The organism is Georgenia sp. X1117, assembly GCF_057784635.1.
Map to the genome: position 1 here is coordinate 895,154 of NZ_CM173492.1, position 16,191 is coordinate 911,344.

Genomic DNA, 16,191 nt, shown 5'->3' on the forward strand with positions numbered 1-16,191 from the left:
CGCGCTCAGTCCTCCCGCGCCGGGTCCGCCCAGTGCCCGGCCTCGCGCTCGGTCCACAGCTCGGCGCGCGCGGCGGCCTTGGCGTCCATCGACTCGTGGAAGTCGCGACGCTTCTCGGCGCGGGTGCGCCGCCCCTCGCCCTCGAGGCGCAGGTCGGTGCCGCGCGGGCCGAGGTGCTCGGCGCCGGTGGTCATCGTCGGCTCCCAGTCGAAGATCACGCCGCCGTCGGCCGGGCCGACGACCACGGTGTCCCCGGGCACGGCCCCGGCCTTCATCAGCTCGGTCTCCACGCCGAGGCGGGCGAGACGGTCGGCGAGGTAGCCCACGGCCTCGTCGTTGGCGAAGTCCGTCTGCTTGACCCAGCGCTCGGGGCGCGAGCCGCGCACCACGAAGAACGGCTCGTCGGCGGAGCCCTTGCGGGTGACGGTGAACCCGGCGTCGTCGACCGCCTTCGGGCGCAGGACGACCCGCGGGGCCACGGTCTGCGCGGCCGCGGCGCGCGCCTCGGACACGATCGCGGACAGGGTGAAGGTGAGCGGCCGCAGCCCCTCGTGGGTGGCGGTGGAGACGGCGAAGACCTGGAGCCCGCGGGCCTCGAGGTCGCCGCGGACGAACTCGGCGAGCTCGCGCGCCTCGGGGACGTCGATCTTGTTGAGCACGACGATGCGGGGGCGCTCCATCAGCGGGGCGGCGGCCCCGGCGATGTCGAGGTCCGCGGAGTAGGCCGCGAGCTCGGCCTCGATGGTGTCGAGGTCGGTCAGCGGGTCGCGCCCGGGCTCGAGGGTGGCGCAGTCGAGGACGTGCACGATGACCGCGCAGCGCTCGATGTGCCGGAGGAACTCCAGCCCCAGCCCCTTGCCCTGCGAGGCGCCGGGGATGAGGCCCGGGACGTCGGCGACGGTGAACCGCTCCTCCCCCGCCATGACGACCCCGAGGTTGGGGATGAGCGTGGTGAACGGGTAGTCGGCGATCTTGGGGCGGGCGGCGCTGATCGTGGCGATGAGCGAGGACTTGCCCGCCGAGGGGAAGCCGACGAGCGCGACGTCGGCCACCGACTTCAGCTCGAGGACGACGTCCCGCTCCTCGCCCTCCTCGCCGAGCAGCGCGAAGCCGGGGGCCTTGCGCCGTGGCGAGGCCAGCGCGGCGTTGCCGAGCCCCCCGCGCCCGCCGGCGGCGACGACGAAGGACGTCCCCTCGCCGACGAGGTCGGCGAGCACCTCCCCGTCGCGGGACTTCACCACGGTGCCGTCGGGGACGCCGAGGACCAGGTCGGTGCCGTTGGCGCCCTGGCGCATGTCGCCGGCGCCCTGGCCGCCGCCCGGTGCGCGCCGGTGGGGTGAGTGGTGGTAGTCGAGCAGCGTGGTCACCTGGGGGTCGACGACGAGGACGACGTCGCCGCCGTTGCCGCCGTTGGCGCCGTCGGGCCCGGCCAGCGGCTTGAACTTCTCCCGGCGGATCGAGGCGACGCCGTGGCCGCCGTTCCCGCCCGCGGCGTGCAGGACGACCCGGTCGACGAAGCTGGCCATCTGGGCCTCCTGGGGTGTCGGTGGTAGACGAAGGGGGCGGACGGCATCATGCCGTCCGCCCCCTTGACAGGTGTCTGTGCGGTGCTGCTCAGGCCTCCGCGGGCACGATGCTGACCACGCGGCGGTCGCGACGGCGACCGAACTCGACCGCGCCCGCCTCGAGGGCGAACAGGGTGTCGTCCTTGCCGCGGCCGACGCCGAGGCCCGGGTGGAAGCGGGTGCCGCGCTGGCGCACGAGGATCTCGCCGGCCTGGACGACCTGGCCGCCGAAGCGCTTGACGCCCAGGCGCTGCGCGGTGGAGTCGCGGCCGTTCTTCGAGGAACTGGCGCCCTTCTTCGTTGCCATCTCGCTGTGCTCTCTTCCGTGGGTGGTGCGCTCGCGCGCTGTCGCTGTGGGGGTGCCGGCCCGGCTGACGCCGGGCCGCGGGTCACTTGATGCCGGTGACCTTCAGCCGCGTGAGCGACTGACGGTGGCCCTGCCGACGGCGGTAGCCCGTCTTGTTCTTGTAGCGCATGATCGTGATCTTCGGGCCCTTCTCGGCCCGCACGATCTCGGCGGTGACGGTGGCGGAGATGCCGTCGGCGGTCGTGGTGACCTTCTCGCCGTCCACCAGGAGGATCGGGGTGAGCTCGACGGTGTCCCCGGGGGCGCCGTCGACCTTGTTGACGACGACGACGTCGCCGACGGACACCTTCTCCTGCCGGCCGCCGGCCTTGACGATCGCGTAGACCACGTTGCTGCTCATCTCTGTCATCTCGTCCTGGGAACCCTCGCGTCCGCTGCTGCGGACGCGCCACGGCCCGATGGGCGACGTGGGGTTCGTTCTGCACGGCGCAGCGCGCGCCGACGCCCTAGGTTACGCACCGCCCGCGGCGTCGGCAAGGCTGAGGCGCGCGCTCCCGCGCCGGACGGCCTGTGTGATCCCGCACAGCCCACCCGTGCGGCGATAGCGTGCACGGATGGTCCAGCCGCACACGCCCGGCGCCGCCCCGCTCACGCGGATGGCCGACGGCACGGTCAAGCAGGTCTCCCCGATCACCGGTACGCAGGTGTGGACGGTACCGGGGCGGGCGCACCGCCCGATCGGACGCCCGCCCGCCGAGCCCCGACCGCTGGACCACGACCAGGACGGGCGCCACTGCGCCTTCTGCCACCTGCGCTACCTCGAGACCCCGCCCGAGAAGGCGCGGCTCGTGCGGGATGCGGGAGCGACGTCGACCCCCACCGGGCCGGGCGGACCCGCCGGGCCGATCGACGACGTCGTGGCCCCGGCCGGGCACCGGCTGCTGCGCGACCTGCCGGCCGCGGAGCTGACGGCGACGGTGGCCGAGCTGCGCCGGATCCCCAACCTGTTCGAGATCCTCTCCTTCGACTACTGGCACGCCAACTACGGCTACGAGGTGCCCGAGGCGGTGGACCGGCGTCGGGAGCGGTACCTGGCCACGCCCGAGGGCGAGGCGCACGTGGCCGCCGTCGTCGACCAGCGGCTACGGGCCGCGGGCGACGACCAGACGACGTGGGCCGGCATGGACGACGCGGAGCGGCTGCGGCACGCCACGGGCTTCTTCGGCGGCGGGCACGACGTGGTGGTGGCCCGGCGGCACTTCACCGACGACGCCACCACGGACGCCGACCTGGCCTCCTCGGGCACCCTCACCCCCGACGAGCACCTGCGCTACACGGCCTTCACCGTCGAGGCGATGCGGTCGCTGTACGCGGCCAACCGGTACGCCCGCTACGTCGCGGTCTTCCAGAACTGGCTCAAGCCGGCGGGCGCGTCCTTCGACCACCTGCACAAGCAGCTGGTGGCGATCGACGAGCGCGGGGTGCAGACGGAGCTCGAGCTGCAGCGCCTGCGCGCGAACCCCAACCTGTTCAACGACGCGGCGGTCAACCTCGCCCAGTACCAGAACCTCGTCGTCGCCGAGAACGACCATGCGGTGGCCTTCGCCGGGTTCGGGCACCGCTACCCCACCCTCGAGATCTACTCGCGCTCGGCGCGCACGGCCCCCTGGGAGCACGCGCCGGCCGAGCTGGCGGGGGTCTCGGACCTTGTGCACGCCTGCCACGCGGCCACCGGGGCGCTCGTGCCCTGCAACGAGGAGTGGCACCACCAGCCGGCCGACGTCGACCAGCCGATGCCCTGGCGGATCATGCTCAAGTGGCGCGTCTCCACGCTCGCCGGCTTCGAGGGCGGCACGAAGATCTACCTCAACACCATCGACCCGTGGTCGCTGCGCGACCGGGTGGTCGAGCGGCTCTACGAGCTGCGGGACGCCGGGACGGTCGCCGCGGAGATGCGCATCGCCACCGAGGCCGAGTGCCGGCCCAACCCGCTGCGCTACCACCCGCTGGTGCGCTGAGGGTCGGGCCGGCGCCCGGGAGGGGTCCTACTCCGCCGCCTCGGTGGTGACGGTGCCGGCTGCGGTGGCGGTGGCGGCCGGCGCGCTGGTCGCCCGGCGGGAGCGACGCTTGCGAGGCGCCGGCTCGGGCTCGGGCTCGGGCTCGGGCTCGGGCTCGGGCTCGGGCTCGGGCTCGGGCTCGGGCTGAGTCTCCTCAGCGACGTCGGACGAGACCTCGGCCTTCTCGGCCTTCTCGGCCTTCTCGGCCTTCTCGGCCTTCTCGGCCTTCTCGGCCTTCTCGGCAGTTTGCTCCTCCGCCTTGCCCTCGCTGTCCTCGCGGTCGTGCGCGCTCGCGGCCGCCGCGGCGATCTGGGCGAGGGTCTGCCGCACGGCCTCCCGGTCGGGCTCGGGACGGTTGTCCGTCGCGCCGTCGGAGCTCTGCGCGCCGCCTCCCCCGGAGCCCTTGCCGGCCGACGAGCCCCCCGAGGACCCGTTGCCGCCCGAACCGTTGCCGCCCGACCCGCGGCCGGACTGACCGCCGCGACCACCGCGGCGACGCCTCGACCCGCTGTCCGAGGAGTCCGCGATCTGCGCCTCCGCGGCGTCGCCGCGCTCGATCGGGTGGTCGTGGACGAGGAAGCCGCGCCCGTGGCAGTGCTCGCACGGCGTCGAGAAGGCCTCGACGAGGCCCTGGCCGACGCGCTTGCGGGTCATCTGCACCAGGCCCAGGCTCGTCACCTCGGCCACCTGGTGGCGGGTGCGGTCCCGCCCCAGGCACTCCAGCAGGCGGCGCACCACCAGGTCGCGGTTCGCCGGCAGCACCATGTCGATGAAGTCGATGACGATGATGCCGCCGATGTCGCGCAGCCGGAGCTGGCGCACGATCTCCTCGGCCGCCTCGAGGTTGTTCTTGGTGACGGTCTCCTCTAGGGTCCCGCCCGAGCCGGTGAACTTGCCGGTGTTGACGTCGACGACGGTCATCGCCTCGGTGCGGTCGATGACCAGCGACCCGCCCGAGGGCAGCCAGACCTTGCGGTCCATGCCCTTGGCGAGCTGCTCGTCGACCCGGTGGGCGGAGAACAGGTCCGCGGCGTCGGTCCAGTGGTGCAGGCGCTCGGCCAGGTCCGGCGAGAGGTCCTTGACGTACCCGCTGATCGTCTTCCAGGCGGTGTCGCCCGAGACGGTCAGCGAGGTGAAGTCCTCGTTGAACACGTCGCGCACGACCCGCACGGCCAGCTCGGGCTCCCCCTTGAGCAGGGCGGGGGCCTTGGCGTTGCCGGAGGACTTCTTCTCGATGTCCGCCCAGATCTTCGTCAGCCGCTCGACGTCGTCGCGCAGCTGCTCCTCTGTGGCCCCCTCGGCGGCCGTGCGCACGATGACGCCGGCGCCGGTGGGCACGATCTCCTTGAGCGTCTTCTTCAGGCGGTTGCGCTCACCCTCGGGCAGCTTGCGCGAGATGCCGGTCATCGCGCCCGACGGGACGAGCACGAGGTGCCGCCCGGCGAGGGTGACCTGCGAGGTCAGCCGGGCGCCCTTGTGCCCGATGGGGTCCTTGGTCACCTGGACGAGGACCTGGTCCCCGGACTTCAGCGCCTGCTCGATGCGCCGCGGCTGGCCGGACATGCCGGCCGCCTCCCAGTTGACCTCACCGGCGTAGAGGACGGCGTTGCGCCCCTTGCCGATGTCGACGAAGGCCGCCTCCATCGAGGGCAGCACGTTCTGCACGCGGCCGAGGTAGACGTTGCCGACCATCGAGGTCTGCGTGTGCCGGGCGACGTAGTGCTCGACGAGGACGCCGTCCTCGAGGACCGCGATCTGGTTGAGGCCGTCGCGCTCGCGCACGAGCATCTTACGCTCGACCGACTCGCGGCGGGCGAGGAACTCCGACTCGCTGATCGTCGTGCGCCGACGACCGGCGTCGCGGCCCTCCCGACGACGCTGCCGCTTGGCCTCCAGGCGCGTGGAGCCCTTGAGCGCGGTGACCTCGTCGCGGGCGCGCGCGGCGCCGTCGTCGCCCTGGCCGCCCGAGCGGCGGCGCCGGCGGCGACGCCGCGAGCTCGAGCCCGAGGAGTCCCCGTCGCCGTTGTCCCCGTTGTCGTCGTCGGTGGAGTCGTCGTCGCGGTCCTGCGAGCGGGCCTGGCCGTTGCCCTGGTCGGCCCCGTCCCGGCCCGAGCGGGCGGAGCCGTCCTCGTTCCCGTCGTCGCCGGAGGAGTCCTCGTCGGAGGAGTCGTCGCCGGCCGAGCCGTTGCCGGACGAGTCGCCGGAGCGTCCGCCGTTGCGGTTGCGACGCCCGCGGCCCCCGCGGCGCCGACGACGGCGGTTGCCGCCCGAGCCCTCGGCGCCGTCCGAGCCCTCGGCGCCGTCCGAGCCGTTGTCGTCCTCGGAGCCGCCGTCGTCGTCGGTCCCCTCGGCGTCCGAGCCCGGGGAGTCCTGGTCGTCCGAACGCTCGGGACCGGCGGCCTCGGACCCACCCTGGGGCCGTCCGGCCCGGCGGCCGCGTCCGCCGCGGCGTGCGCCGGAGCCACTCGAGGTGCCCGACTCCTTCTCGTCCTGGTCGTCGGTGTCCTGCGTGGCGTCCTGGTCCTCGTCCGACGAGGTCCCGGCGTCCGGGGCCGCGGGCGCCGCCGGCGCGCCGAAGTGCAGCTCGGGGGCGCCGCCGGACGACACGGCACGACGACGCGGGCGGGACTCGGAGCGGGTCGGCGCCTGGAACAGCAGCGCGGCAGCGGGCAGCCGCGGGCCGGAGGTGTCGTCCGCGTCGGTGTCCTCGTCGGAGGTGTCGTCCCCGGTGGTCTCGTCGGTGTCGGTGTCGTCCCCGGGCTGATCGTCCGCGTCGCTCGTGGCCTCAGCGGTCGCGTTCTCGTCGCTCGCGTCGCTCGTGGTCTCGGCGGTCGCGTTCTCGTCACTCGCGTCGTCGGCGGTCGTGTCGTGGGCGGCGGCCGGAGCCGACTCCTCCGCGTCGTCGGAGGAGACCCCGAGCGCGGCGAACACGTCCAGGTTCTGGTCGGGCTCGCGGGCCGGTGCGGTCGCGCGGCGGCTGCGCCGGGCGGGACGACGTGCGGGCGGCGTGGCCGGCTGGGCCTGCTCGGCGTCGTCAGTCGCGGTGGCCCGTTCATCAGCCTCGGCGGCCTCGGGCGCCGGGGTGGTCACGGTCGGCTCCTCGGCGGGGGCGGCCTCGGCGGCGGGGACCGTGTGCGTCGCCGACGTCGCCCGACGGCGCGTGGTCGAGCGGCGGGTCGCCGGCTTCGAGGACTCCGGCTTCGAGGACTCCGGCTGCGTGGAGGCCGAGGTCTCGCCGGCGCCGAGCGCCGCGATGTCGGCGGAGAGGCCGGCCAGGACGTTCTCGTCGCGCGTCTCGGTGCTCCCCTGCGCGTCGGTGCCGGCCTGCGTGCTCGGGTCCTGCTCGGCGGCCGGGGCGTCGGGCGCCTCCGTGGTCGTCGCGGCGGTCGTCGACCGGGAGGTCGACCGGCGGGTGCTCGCCGCGCGGGTCCGGGTCGTCGTGGCCCGGGTCGTCGAGGTCCGGGTCGACCGGGTCCGGGTCGTCATCGCGGCGGGCTCACCGACGTCCTCCGACGCTGCCGAGCCCTCGCCGTCGTCCGTGGCGGGGGCGTCGTCGGTGGTGGCGGCCGGTGCCGCCGTCGTCGCGGTGGCCCGACGCGGGGCGCGGCGCCTCGTCGTCGGCGCCTTCGCGGCCGTCGGCTTCTCAGTCGTCGCCTCGGCGGTGGCCTCGCTGCCCGCGGCCTCGACGCTCGTTGCCTCTGCGCCGCTCTCGGGGGTGTCCGACATGCAGTTCCTTCCACCCGGAGCGCCGGCCGTCCCTCGGCGCTCGGGCTTCGTCGTCGTCCGCGGGTAGCGCGGACGGAAGTCCTGGTGAGGGCCCACCGGTACCGGCGGACGCCACGGCGGCGCGCCTCGCGGCCCCGCGGGCACCGGATGCCCTGCGGCCTGTCGGCTGCACAGTCCGGTCGCGGCGACGCTCCGAGGCGGCGCGATCCGGCCCTGCTCACCGACGAGAGACTCGTCGTCGTCCCCCGCGCAGCGGAACGGCGCCGCGCCGGGATCCTCGCGAGTATCCCACACAGACCCCCGTCCGGCCCGGCAACCTCGCGCACACGACCTCGCCGACCGTCGCGATGCCGAGGTACTGACGCGGCGTCGCCAAGCGGGACCTTGGTCCCGCCGTCCGGCAGGGCCTGCTTCCTACCTTTGTCGCAGCCGCGCACCCTGCGCGAGACGCTCTCCGAGAAGGACGGACCGTGGAAGCACTCGACCTCGCTCGATGGCAGTTCGGCATCACCACCGTCTACCACTTCATCCTCGTGCCGCTGACCATCGGCCTGGCACCGATGGTCGCCCTCATGCAGACCTTCTGGGTGCGCACCGGCAAGGACCACTGGCTCAGGCTGACGAACTTCTTCGGCAAGGTCCTGCTCATCAACTTCGCCCTCGGCGTGGCCACCGGCATCGTGCAGGAGTTCCAGTTCGGCATGAACTGGTCGGAGTACTCCCGGTTCGTCGGCGACATCTTCGGCGCCCCGCTCGCCATCGAGGCCCTCGCGGCCTTCTTCCTCGAGTCGACGTTCCTCGGCCTGTGGATCTTCGGCAAGGAGCGGCTCTCCAAGGGCCTGCACCTGGCCTGCATCTGGATGGTGGCCATCGGCGTCAACCTCTCCGCCTACTGGATCCTCGCCGCCAACTCGTGGATGCAGCACCCGGTCGGCGCGGTCTACAACGAGGAGACCGGCCGGGCCGAGCTCGACGGCGTCGGCGGCTTCCTCGAGGTCATCACCAACAACACGGCGGTCGCGGCCTTCTCCCACACCGTCTCGGCGTCCTTCCTCGTCGCCGGCACCTTCGTCGCCGGCATCTGCGGCTGGTGGATCGTGCGCACCGTGCGGGGCCAGGGCTCCCCGGCCACCGGCGTCGCCCGCACCGGCGAGGAGGCGGCCGACGAGGCCCGCCGGGTGTGGCGGCCCGGCGCGATGCTCGGCCTGGTCACCGTCGTCGTGGCCGGCATCGCCGTCATCGCCTCGGGCCACCACCAGGGCCAGCTCATGTACGAGCAGCAGCCGATGAAGATGGCCTCCGCCGAGGCGGTCTGCGACGGCGGCGAGGCCGTCCCGCTGTCGATCCTCGCCATCGGCGACCTGTCCAACGACTGCGAGAACGCCATCCACCTCTTCGAGCTGCCCGGCGTCACCTCCTTCATGGGCACCAACCACTTCACGGGCGAGGAGAGCTATCTGCCGGGCGTCAACGACGTCCAGGCCCAGTACGAGGAGCTCTACGGCGAGGGCGTCGACTACCGGCCCAACCTCGTCGTCACCTACTGGTCCTTCCGCCTGATGATCGGGCTGGGGGTCTTCTCCGCGGCACTGGCCGTGTGGGGGCTGTGGGCGCTGCGCGGCGGGCGCGTGACCGGCTCGAGGTGGTTCTCCCGGCTGTGCCTGATCTCCCTGCCGATGCCGTTCCTCGCCTCGTCGTTCGGCTGGATCTTCACCGAGATGGGCCGCCAGCCCTGGGTCGTCCACCCCAACCCGGACAACCCCGTCGACCAGGTGTGGCTGCGGACCATGGACGGCGTCTCGACCGTCGTCAGCCCGTGGACGGTGCTCACCTCGATGGTGGTGTTCGCGCTGCTCTACGCCGCGCTCGGCGTCGTCTGGTACTGGCTCGTGCGCCGCTACGTGCGCGAGGGCATCGACCCTGCGCCCGTCGAGGAACCCGAGGACACCGACCAGCCGCTGTCGTTCGCGTACTGAGAACCCGAGGGAGACCGACCGACATGACCGAGGCACTGCCCCTGATCTGGTTCATCGTCATCGCCGTGCTGTGGACCGGCTACCTGGTCCTCGAGGGCTTCGACTTCGGCGTCGGCATGCTGCTGACGATCCTGCCCCGTGGCGACGCCGAGCAGCGCAACCGCGAGAAGCGCACCATGCTGTCCTCGATCGGCCCGCACTGGGACGGCAACGAGGTCTGGCTCATCACCGCCGGCGGCGCGATGTTCGCCGCGTTCCCGGAGTGGTACGCGACGATGTTCTCCGGCATGTACCTGCCGCTGCTGCTCATCCTCGTGGCCCTCATCGTGCGCATCTGCGCCATCGAGTGGCGCGGCAAGGTCAGCGATCCGGCCTGGGGCCGGCGCTGGGACCTGCTGCACACGATCTCGGCGTGGGTGCCGGCCGTGCTGTGGGGCGTGGCCTTCGCCAACCTCGTCCAGGGCATGGAGATCGTGCGGGACGACGCCGGCAACGCCCAGCTCACCGGCGGGCTCCTCTCCCTCATCACCCCCTTCACCCTCCTCGGCGGCGCGCTCACCGCCTCCCTGTTCCTCGCCCACGGCATGGTCTTCCTCGCCTGGAAGACGGCCGGCGACGTGCACGAGCGCGCGACGGCGGCGGCCAAGCCGCTCTCCCTGCTCGCCCTGGCCGTGGGTGCGGTGTGGGCGCTGTGGGCCCAGCTCGCCCACTCGGCGCACGCCTGGACGTGGGCGCCGCTGGTCGTGGCCGCGCTCGCCCTGGTCGGCGCGGCCTTCTTCGCCCACCGGGAGCAGGAGGGGCGCGCCTTCGTCTGCAACGCGCTGGCGGTGACCTCCGCCGTCGTGCTCATCTTCGGGATCATGTCGCCCGACGTCATGCGCTCCTCGGTCGACCCCGCCTTCTCCCTGGGCATCCGGGAGGCGGCGGCGACCGGCCCGACGCTCGTCGTCATGAGCATCGTCGCCCTCGTCCTCGTGCCCGTCGTGGTGGCCTACCAGGCGTGGACGTACTGGGTCTTCCGCAAGCGCATCAACGCCGACGTGCTGCCCGCGCAGGCCGCAGGGCTGCCGGTGGAAGTGACGGCGCCTCGGCCCACCGACGAGCCGCGCTGACCCGGTGAGGCCGCTCGACCCGCGCCTGCTCGGGCACGCGCGCGCCGCCCGTCGCTACGTCGTGCTCGTCGCGCTGACCGGGGCGACGACGGCGGGGCTCGTCGTCGCCCAGGTCCTGCTCCTGGCGAGCGTGCTCGCCCCGGCGATCGAGGGGGGCGCCGACCTCGAGGACGTGCGCGGCCCGCTGGTGTGGCTCGCCGTCGTGCTCGGTGCTCGTGTCCTCGTGCACGCCGGCCAGGAGGCCGTCGCCCACCGCGCCGCGACCGACGTCGTCGCCGAGCTGCGCGTCTCGGTGCTGCGCCACGCCCTCGCCCTCGGGCCGCGCTGGCGCGCCGAGCACGGCGGGGAGACCCTCACCCTGGCGGTGCGCGGCCTCGACGACCTCGAGCCCTACCTCGTGCACTACCTGCCCCAGCTGCTGCTGGCCGCCACCGTCACGCCGGCGACGCTCGCCGTCGTCCTCCGCGCCGATCTCACCTCCGCGGCGATCCTGGCGGTGACGATCCCCCTCATCCCGGTGTTCATGATCCTCATCGGACGGCTCACCCAGCGCTTCGCAGACGCCCGGCTGGAGTCGATGTCGCGGCTCGGCAACCAGCTCGTCGACCTCATGGCCGGCCTGGCCACGCTCACCGCGCTGGGTCGCGAGCACGGGCCGGCGGCCCGCGTGCGCGAGCTCGGCCGGGCCTGGTCGCGGGCCACGATGCGTACGCTGCGCCTGGCCTTCCTCTCCGGCGCGGTGCTGGAGTTCCTCACCTCGATCTGCGTGGCGCTGGTGGCCGTGAGCGTGGGCATGCGCCTGGTCTACGGCCACGTGGGGCTCGAGGAGGCGCTCGTGTGCATCATGCTGGCCCCCGAGGTCTTCCGGCCGTTGCGCGAGGTGGGCACGCAGTACCACGCCTCCGCCGACGGCGTCGCGGCCGCCGAGCGCGCCTTCGCCGTGCTCGACGCGCCGGCCGCGACGTCGGGCAGCGCCGACGCCCCGGACCTGGCCCGCACGGAGATCGTCCTCACCGGCCTCACGGTGCGCGCCGGCGAGCGCCACCTGCACGCCCCGGCCCACCTGGACGCGACGATCGCACCCGGTCGGGTCACCGCGCTCGTGGGGCCCTCGGGCTCGGGCAAGACGACGACGGCGCTGGCCGTGCTCGGCGTCCTGCGGCCGGACGAGGGGCGGGTGCTGGTAGGAGGGACCGACCTCGCCGACGTCGACCTCGAGCAGTGGTGGGCGCAGGTCGCCTTCGTCCCGCAGCGGCCCACGATCCTTCCGGGCACCCTGGCCGAGAACCTCGGGGTCTCCCCCGGCCGGGCGGCCGACGCCGCGGCGCGCACGGGTCTGGACGTCGTGGTGCGGTCCCTGCCGCGGGGGTGGGACACGGTCGTCGGGCACGGCGGGGTCGGGCTGTCGGTCGGGCAGCGGCAGCGGCTCGCACTGACCCGCGCACTGGTCTCCGACGCGCCGCTGGTGGTCCTCGACGAGCCGACCGCCCACCTCGACGCCGTCTCCGAGGCGCTGGTGCTGGACTCCGTGCGAGCCCTGCGCGCCCAGGGACGCACCGTGCTCGTCGTCGCCCACCGGGCCGCGCTCGTCGCGCTGGCCGACACGGTGGTCGAGGTCGCTGCGGCCGAGGTGGGCGCGCGATGACGACTCCCGAGGCCGCCACCGATCGCACGATCCTGCGCCGGGCGACCCACCTGCTCGGGGTCAGCCGGGGCCGCGTGGTCTGGGCGGTGCTGCTCGGCGTGCTCGCCGTCGGGGCGGGGGTCGGGCTCACAGCCACCTCCGCCTGGCTCATCGCCCGCGCCTCCGAGCACCCCCCGGTGCTCACGCTGTCCGTCGCGGCGGTGGGCGTGCGGACCTTCGGCATCTCCAAGGCCCTGTTCCGCTACCTCGAGCGGCTGGCCTCGCACCGCGTGGCCCTCGACGGCGTGGCCACCCTGCGCGAGCGCACCTACCGGGCGCTGGCCGGCGGGCGGACCGAGGTGGTGGCCCGGCTCCATCGCGGGGACCTCCTCGCCCGTACCGGCGAGGACGTCGACGCCATCGGCGACCTCGTGGTCCGCTCGACGGTCCCGCGGGCGGTCGCCGCCGGTGTCGCGCTGGTCTCGGTGACGATCGTCGGGCTGCTCCTGCCGGCCGCCGGTCTCGTGCTGGCGGCGGGGCTCGTCCTGGCGGGCGTGGTCTCCCCGGCGGTGACTGCGGCGGCCGCGCGTCGGGCGGCCGCCGCGCAGGTCGCCGCCCGGGGCGAGCTCACCGCGCACGCGGGCACCCTGCTCGACGGCGCCGTCGAGCTGCAGACCTCGGCCCGCACCGACGAGGCGCTGGCCGCGCTGGCGGACACCGAGGGGCGCCTGGCCCGGGAGCGCGACGCGATCGGGCGGGCGCAGGCCCTGGCCGCCGGGCTCGACCTGGCCGGGATGGCGCTGGCGGTCCTCGGAGCGCTGGTCCTCGGCATCCCCGCCGTCGCGGACGGTCAGCTCTCCGAGGTGGGTCTGTGCGTCGTCGTGCTCACCCCGCTGGCCAGCTTCGAGGGAACGGCGGTGCTCGGGCAGGCGGCGGTGCAGCGGGTGACCAGCGCGGCGGCCGCCCGGCGTGTGCTCGAGCTGGTCGACGCGGCCGGTGAGGGGCCGACCCAGGGCACGGCCGCGTCGACGGGCGCGCCGTCGCCCTCGGACGCGGCTGACCACTCCCTCGTGGCCCGTGACCTCGAGGTCGCCTGGCCCGGCGGGCCCGTCGTCGCCCGGATCGACCTCAACCTCGCACCGGGCCGCTCGGTGGCCCTCGTGGGGCCCTCGGGCATCGGCAAGACCACCGTCCTGGCGACCCTGGCGGGGCTGCTCGAGCCGGCAGCCGGACAGGTGCGGATCGACGGCCGGGACACCTCCTCCCTCACCTCCGACGAGCGCGCCGCCACGGTCGCGCTCACCGCCGAGGACGCCCACGTCTTCGCCACCACCGTGCTGGAGAACCTGCGGGTGGCACGCGGCGACGTCGACGAGGACGAGGCCCGCGAGCTGCTCCGCGCCGCCGGGCTGGGCCGGTGGCTCGTCACGCTGCCCGAGGGCCTCGACACGGTGCTCGGCACCGACGCCCGCACGATCTCCGGCGGTGAGCGGCGTCGCCTGCTGCTCGCGCGGGCGCTCGCCGGCCGGGCGCCGCTGCTCCTGCTCGACGAGCCGGGCGAGCACCTCGACCCCGACCTCGCCGACTCCCTCGTCACCGACCTGCTCACGAGCGGAGACCGTGCGGGCGTGCGGCGCGGCGTGCTGCTCGTCACCCACCGGCTGGGTCCGCTCGCCGCCGCCGACGAGGTCGTGGTGCTCGGCCACGAGCCGGGGCAGGAGGACGGACCGGCGACCGTCGTCGCGCAAGGGACCCACGACGATCTCCTGGCGACCCACGCGCCATACGCTGAGGCCTACCGCGCCGAGCGCGCGGGACGTGGACAGGGTGGCCCGGTCCGCGACCGGCACCAGCGGGAGGAGCACCGGTGAGCAACCTGGAGGACGAGGTGCTCGGCGACGAGGTGCTCGGCGACGAGGTGCTCGGCGAGGAGGTCCTCGGCACCGCGCTCACGCTCACCGGCCACCTGGAGATCCGCAACGCGCTGGACGGGCTGGTCGCCTCGGCGGCCAACCTCACCGGGGCGCGGTACGCCGCACTGGGCGTGCTGGACTCCAACGGCGACACCCAGACCTTCATCCAGGTGGGGATGAGCAAGGAGGAGATGGAGATCCTCGGCCATCCCCCGAGCGGCGACGGCGTCCTGGGGGCGATCCCCGCCCACAGCGCGCTCGTTCTGGACGACCTCACCACCCACCCCGACTTCGGCGGCTTCCCGCCGGGCCACCCGCCGATGTACTCCTTCCTCGGCGTGCCGGTGCGGGCCCGCGGACGGGTCTTCGGCCGGCTCTACCTCGCGGAGAAGGAGGGTGGGCACTTCACCCGGTCCGACGTCTCGACAGCGATGGCGCTCGCCCGCGCCACCGGCGTGGCCGTCGCCAACGCGACCACCTACGGGGCGGCGCGCACCCGCGCCCGGTGGACCGCCGTCGCCAACGAGATCACGACCGCGCTGCTGGAGGGCACCGAGGAGGAGGAGGCGCTGGACCTGGTGGCCTCGCGCGTGCTGACGGTCGCCGAGGCGGACACGGTCATCCTCGTTCTGCCCTCGGTGGGCGACACGTGGGTCGCCGAGATCGTGCGCGGGGACCGGGCAGGGGAGCTGCTCGGCCTCGCCTTCCCGCCCGACGGTCGCGCCCAGACGGTCATCCGGGAACGGTCGGGGCTCATCGTCGACTCGCTGACCCGTTCACGGACGATGCGGATGCCCGAGCTGGCGAGCTTCGGGCCGGCCCTCTACGCGCCCATGCTCCTCGGCGGCGAGGCTCAGGGGGTGCTCCTGCTGCTGCGGAGGCAGGGGGGCGCGGAGTTCACCGAGCTCGAGCTGGAGATCGCCGAGCAGGTCGCCTCCCAGGCGGTGCTCGCCCTGCAGATCGCGGCCGCCCGGCACTCCGAGGATGTCGCCTCGATGGTCGAGGAGCGTGAACGGATCGGCCGGGACCTGCACGACCTGGCCATCCAGCAGCTCTTCGCCACCGGTATGCAGCTGTCGCGGGCGCGTGAGCGGGCTGAGGACCTGGAGGCGGGGGGCGCGGGAGCCGTCGCCGACGGGGCGGCCGACGGGCTGGCGCTCACCGAGCTGCTGGACGCCGCCGTCGACGCGGTCGACTCCTCGGTGCGGCAGATCCGTTCGATCGTGCACAACCTGCGCGAGCCCGACCAGGCGCTGCTGCTCGTCGAGCGCCTGCGCCGGGAGGCGTCGCTGGCGCGCACGACGCTCGGTTTCGCCCCCTCGCTCATCGTCGAGGTCGACGGTCGGACGGTCTCGGAGTCCGACCTGGGCGGGCCGGTCTCGGACACCATCCGTGAGCGGGTGGATGCCGATGTCTCCGACGACGTCGTGGCCGTGATCCGCGAGGGCATCTCCAACGCCGCGCGGCACGCGGGCGCCTCGTCAGTGTCGGTCCGGCTGCGCATCAGCGGGTCGGGGCCCAGCGGGAGCGTGCTGGTGGAGGTGGAGGACGACGGCCAGGGCATCGCCCCGGACCGCACGCGCTCCTCCGGCCTGGGTAATCTCGCCCAGCGGGCCAGGCGTCACCGCGGGACCTTCTCGGCGGGCCGCGGCGAGCACGGCACGGGCACCCTCCTGCGGTGGCAGGTCCCGACGACGGGGCGCGGGTAGCGGGGTACGGCCAGCTGCGGCCCGGTCAGCCGGGGCGTAGGCCCATCAGGGCGCCGGCCCTCCCGGTCGGTGGCGGTTCCGGTCGGTGGCGGTTCCGGTCGGCGGCCCGCCAGGAGCGAACTGCCACGCAACGCGTCGTCGGTCGCTACCGAGTCGTGCGATCTCCACCGCTGCGCCACCACGCATCGCCACTTCTCCGCAC

Annotated in this window: 10 protein-coding genes; 6 read left to right on the forward strand and 4 right to left on the reverse strand. The window is 74.2% G+C overall.

Translation table 11 applies throughout. The annotated features are described in order from the left end of the window. Window positions 1–5 precede the first annotated feature (5 nt). The 3 genes from obgE to rplU form a co-directional block, all read right to left on the reverse strand. On the reverse strand, window positions 6–1,526 hold the full coding sequence (gene obgE, locus AC3D3D_RS04105) for a GTPase ObgE (RefSeq protein WP_463660805.1): 1,521 nt from the start codon (window positions 1,524–1,526) through the stop codon (window positions 6–8). 88 nt (window positions 1,527–1,614) lie between these two features. Next, the gene (gene rpmA, locus AC3D3D_RS04110; protein WP_463660804.1) at window positions 1,615–1,872 is read right to left on the reverse strand and encodes a 50S ribosomal protein L27; all 258 of its coding nucleotides are present in this window, start codon (window positions 1,870–1,872) and stop codon (window positions 1,615–1,617) included. Between the two features lie 82 nt (window positions 1,873–1,954). Beyond that, entirely contained in the window at window positions 1,955–2,272 is a 318-nt protein-coding gene (gene rplU, locus AC3D3D_RS04115) for a 50S ribosomal protein L21 (protein WP_463660803.1), read from the reverse strand. A gap of 214 nt (window positions 2,273–2,486) precedes the next feature. Here rplU and AC3D3D_RS04120 point away from each other — a divergent pair, with 214 nt between their 5' ends. Then, complete coding sequence (locus tag AC3D3D_RS04120) at window positions 2,487–3,890, forward strand: DUF4921 family protein (RefSeq protein ID WP_463660802.1); 1,404 nt, start codon at window positions 2,487–2,489, stop codon at window positions 3,888–3,890. Between the two features lie 27 nt (window positions 3,891–3,917). Here the strand turns inward: AC3D3D_RS04120 and AC3D3D_RS04125 are convergent, their stop codons facing one another. Further along, window positions 3,918–7,655: an Rne/Rng family ribonuclease gene (locus AC3D3D_RS04125; RefSeq protein WP_463660801.1), complete on the reverse strand. Its 3,738-nt coding sequence runs from the start codon at window positions 7,653–7,655 to the stop codon at window positions 3,918–3,920. 470 nt (window positions 7,656–8,125) lie between these two features. Between AC3D3D_RS04125 and AC3D3D_RS04130 the strand changes: the two genes are divergently transcribed. The 5 genes from AC3D3D_RS04130 to AC3D3D_RS04150 are packed head-to-tail and all read left to right on the forward strand — an operon-like array spanning window position 8,126 to window position 15,989. Beyond that, a complete protein-coding gene (locus AC3D3D_RS04130) occupies window positions 8,126–9,631 on the forward strand; it encodes a cytochrome ubiquinol oxidase subunit I (protein WP_463660800.1) in 1,506 nt (501 codons plus the stop codon). A 23-nt stretch (window positions 9,632–9,654) separates the two neighbouring features. Further along, window positions 9,655–10,743: a cytochrome d ubiquinol oxidase subunit II gene (cydB, locus tag AC3D3D_RS04135; RefSeq protein ID WP_463660799.1), complete on the forward strand. Its 1,089-nt coding sequence runs from the start codon at window positions 9,655–9,657 to the stop codon at window positions 10,741–10,743. Between the two features lie 4 nt (window positions 10,744–10,747). Then, window positions 10,748–12,388 carry a thiol reductant ABC exporter subunit CydD gene (gene cydD / locus AC3D3D_RS04140; protein ID WP_463660798.1) on the forward strand — a complete coding sequence of 547 codons (1,641 nt, stop codon included), beginning with the start codon at window positions 10,748–10,750 and terminating at the stop codon, window positions 12,386–12,388. Continuing rightward, window positions 12,385–14,238, forward strand: a complete 1,854-nt coding sequence (cydC, locus tag AC3D3D_RS04145) for a thiol reductant ABC exporter subunit CydC (protein WP_463660797.1) — start codon at window positions 12,385–12,387, stop codon at window positions 14,236–14,238. Before cydD ends, cydC begins: the two co-directional genes overlap by 4 nt. Continuing rightward, on the forward strand, window positions 14,235–15,989 hold the full coding sequence (locus tag AC3D3D_RS04150; RefSeq protein ID WP_463660796.1) for a sensor histidine kinase: 1,755 nt from the start codon (window positions 14,235–14,237) through the stop codon (window positions 15,987–15,989). Before cydC ends, AC3D3D_RS04150 begins: the two co-directional genes overlap by 4 nt. Window positions 15,990–16,191: the final 202 nt, after the last annotated feature.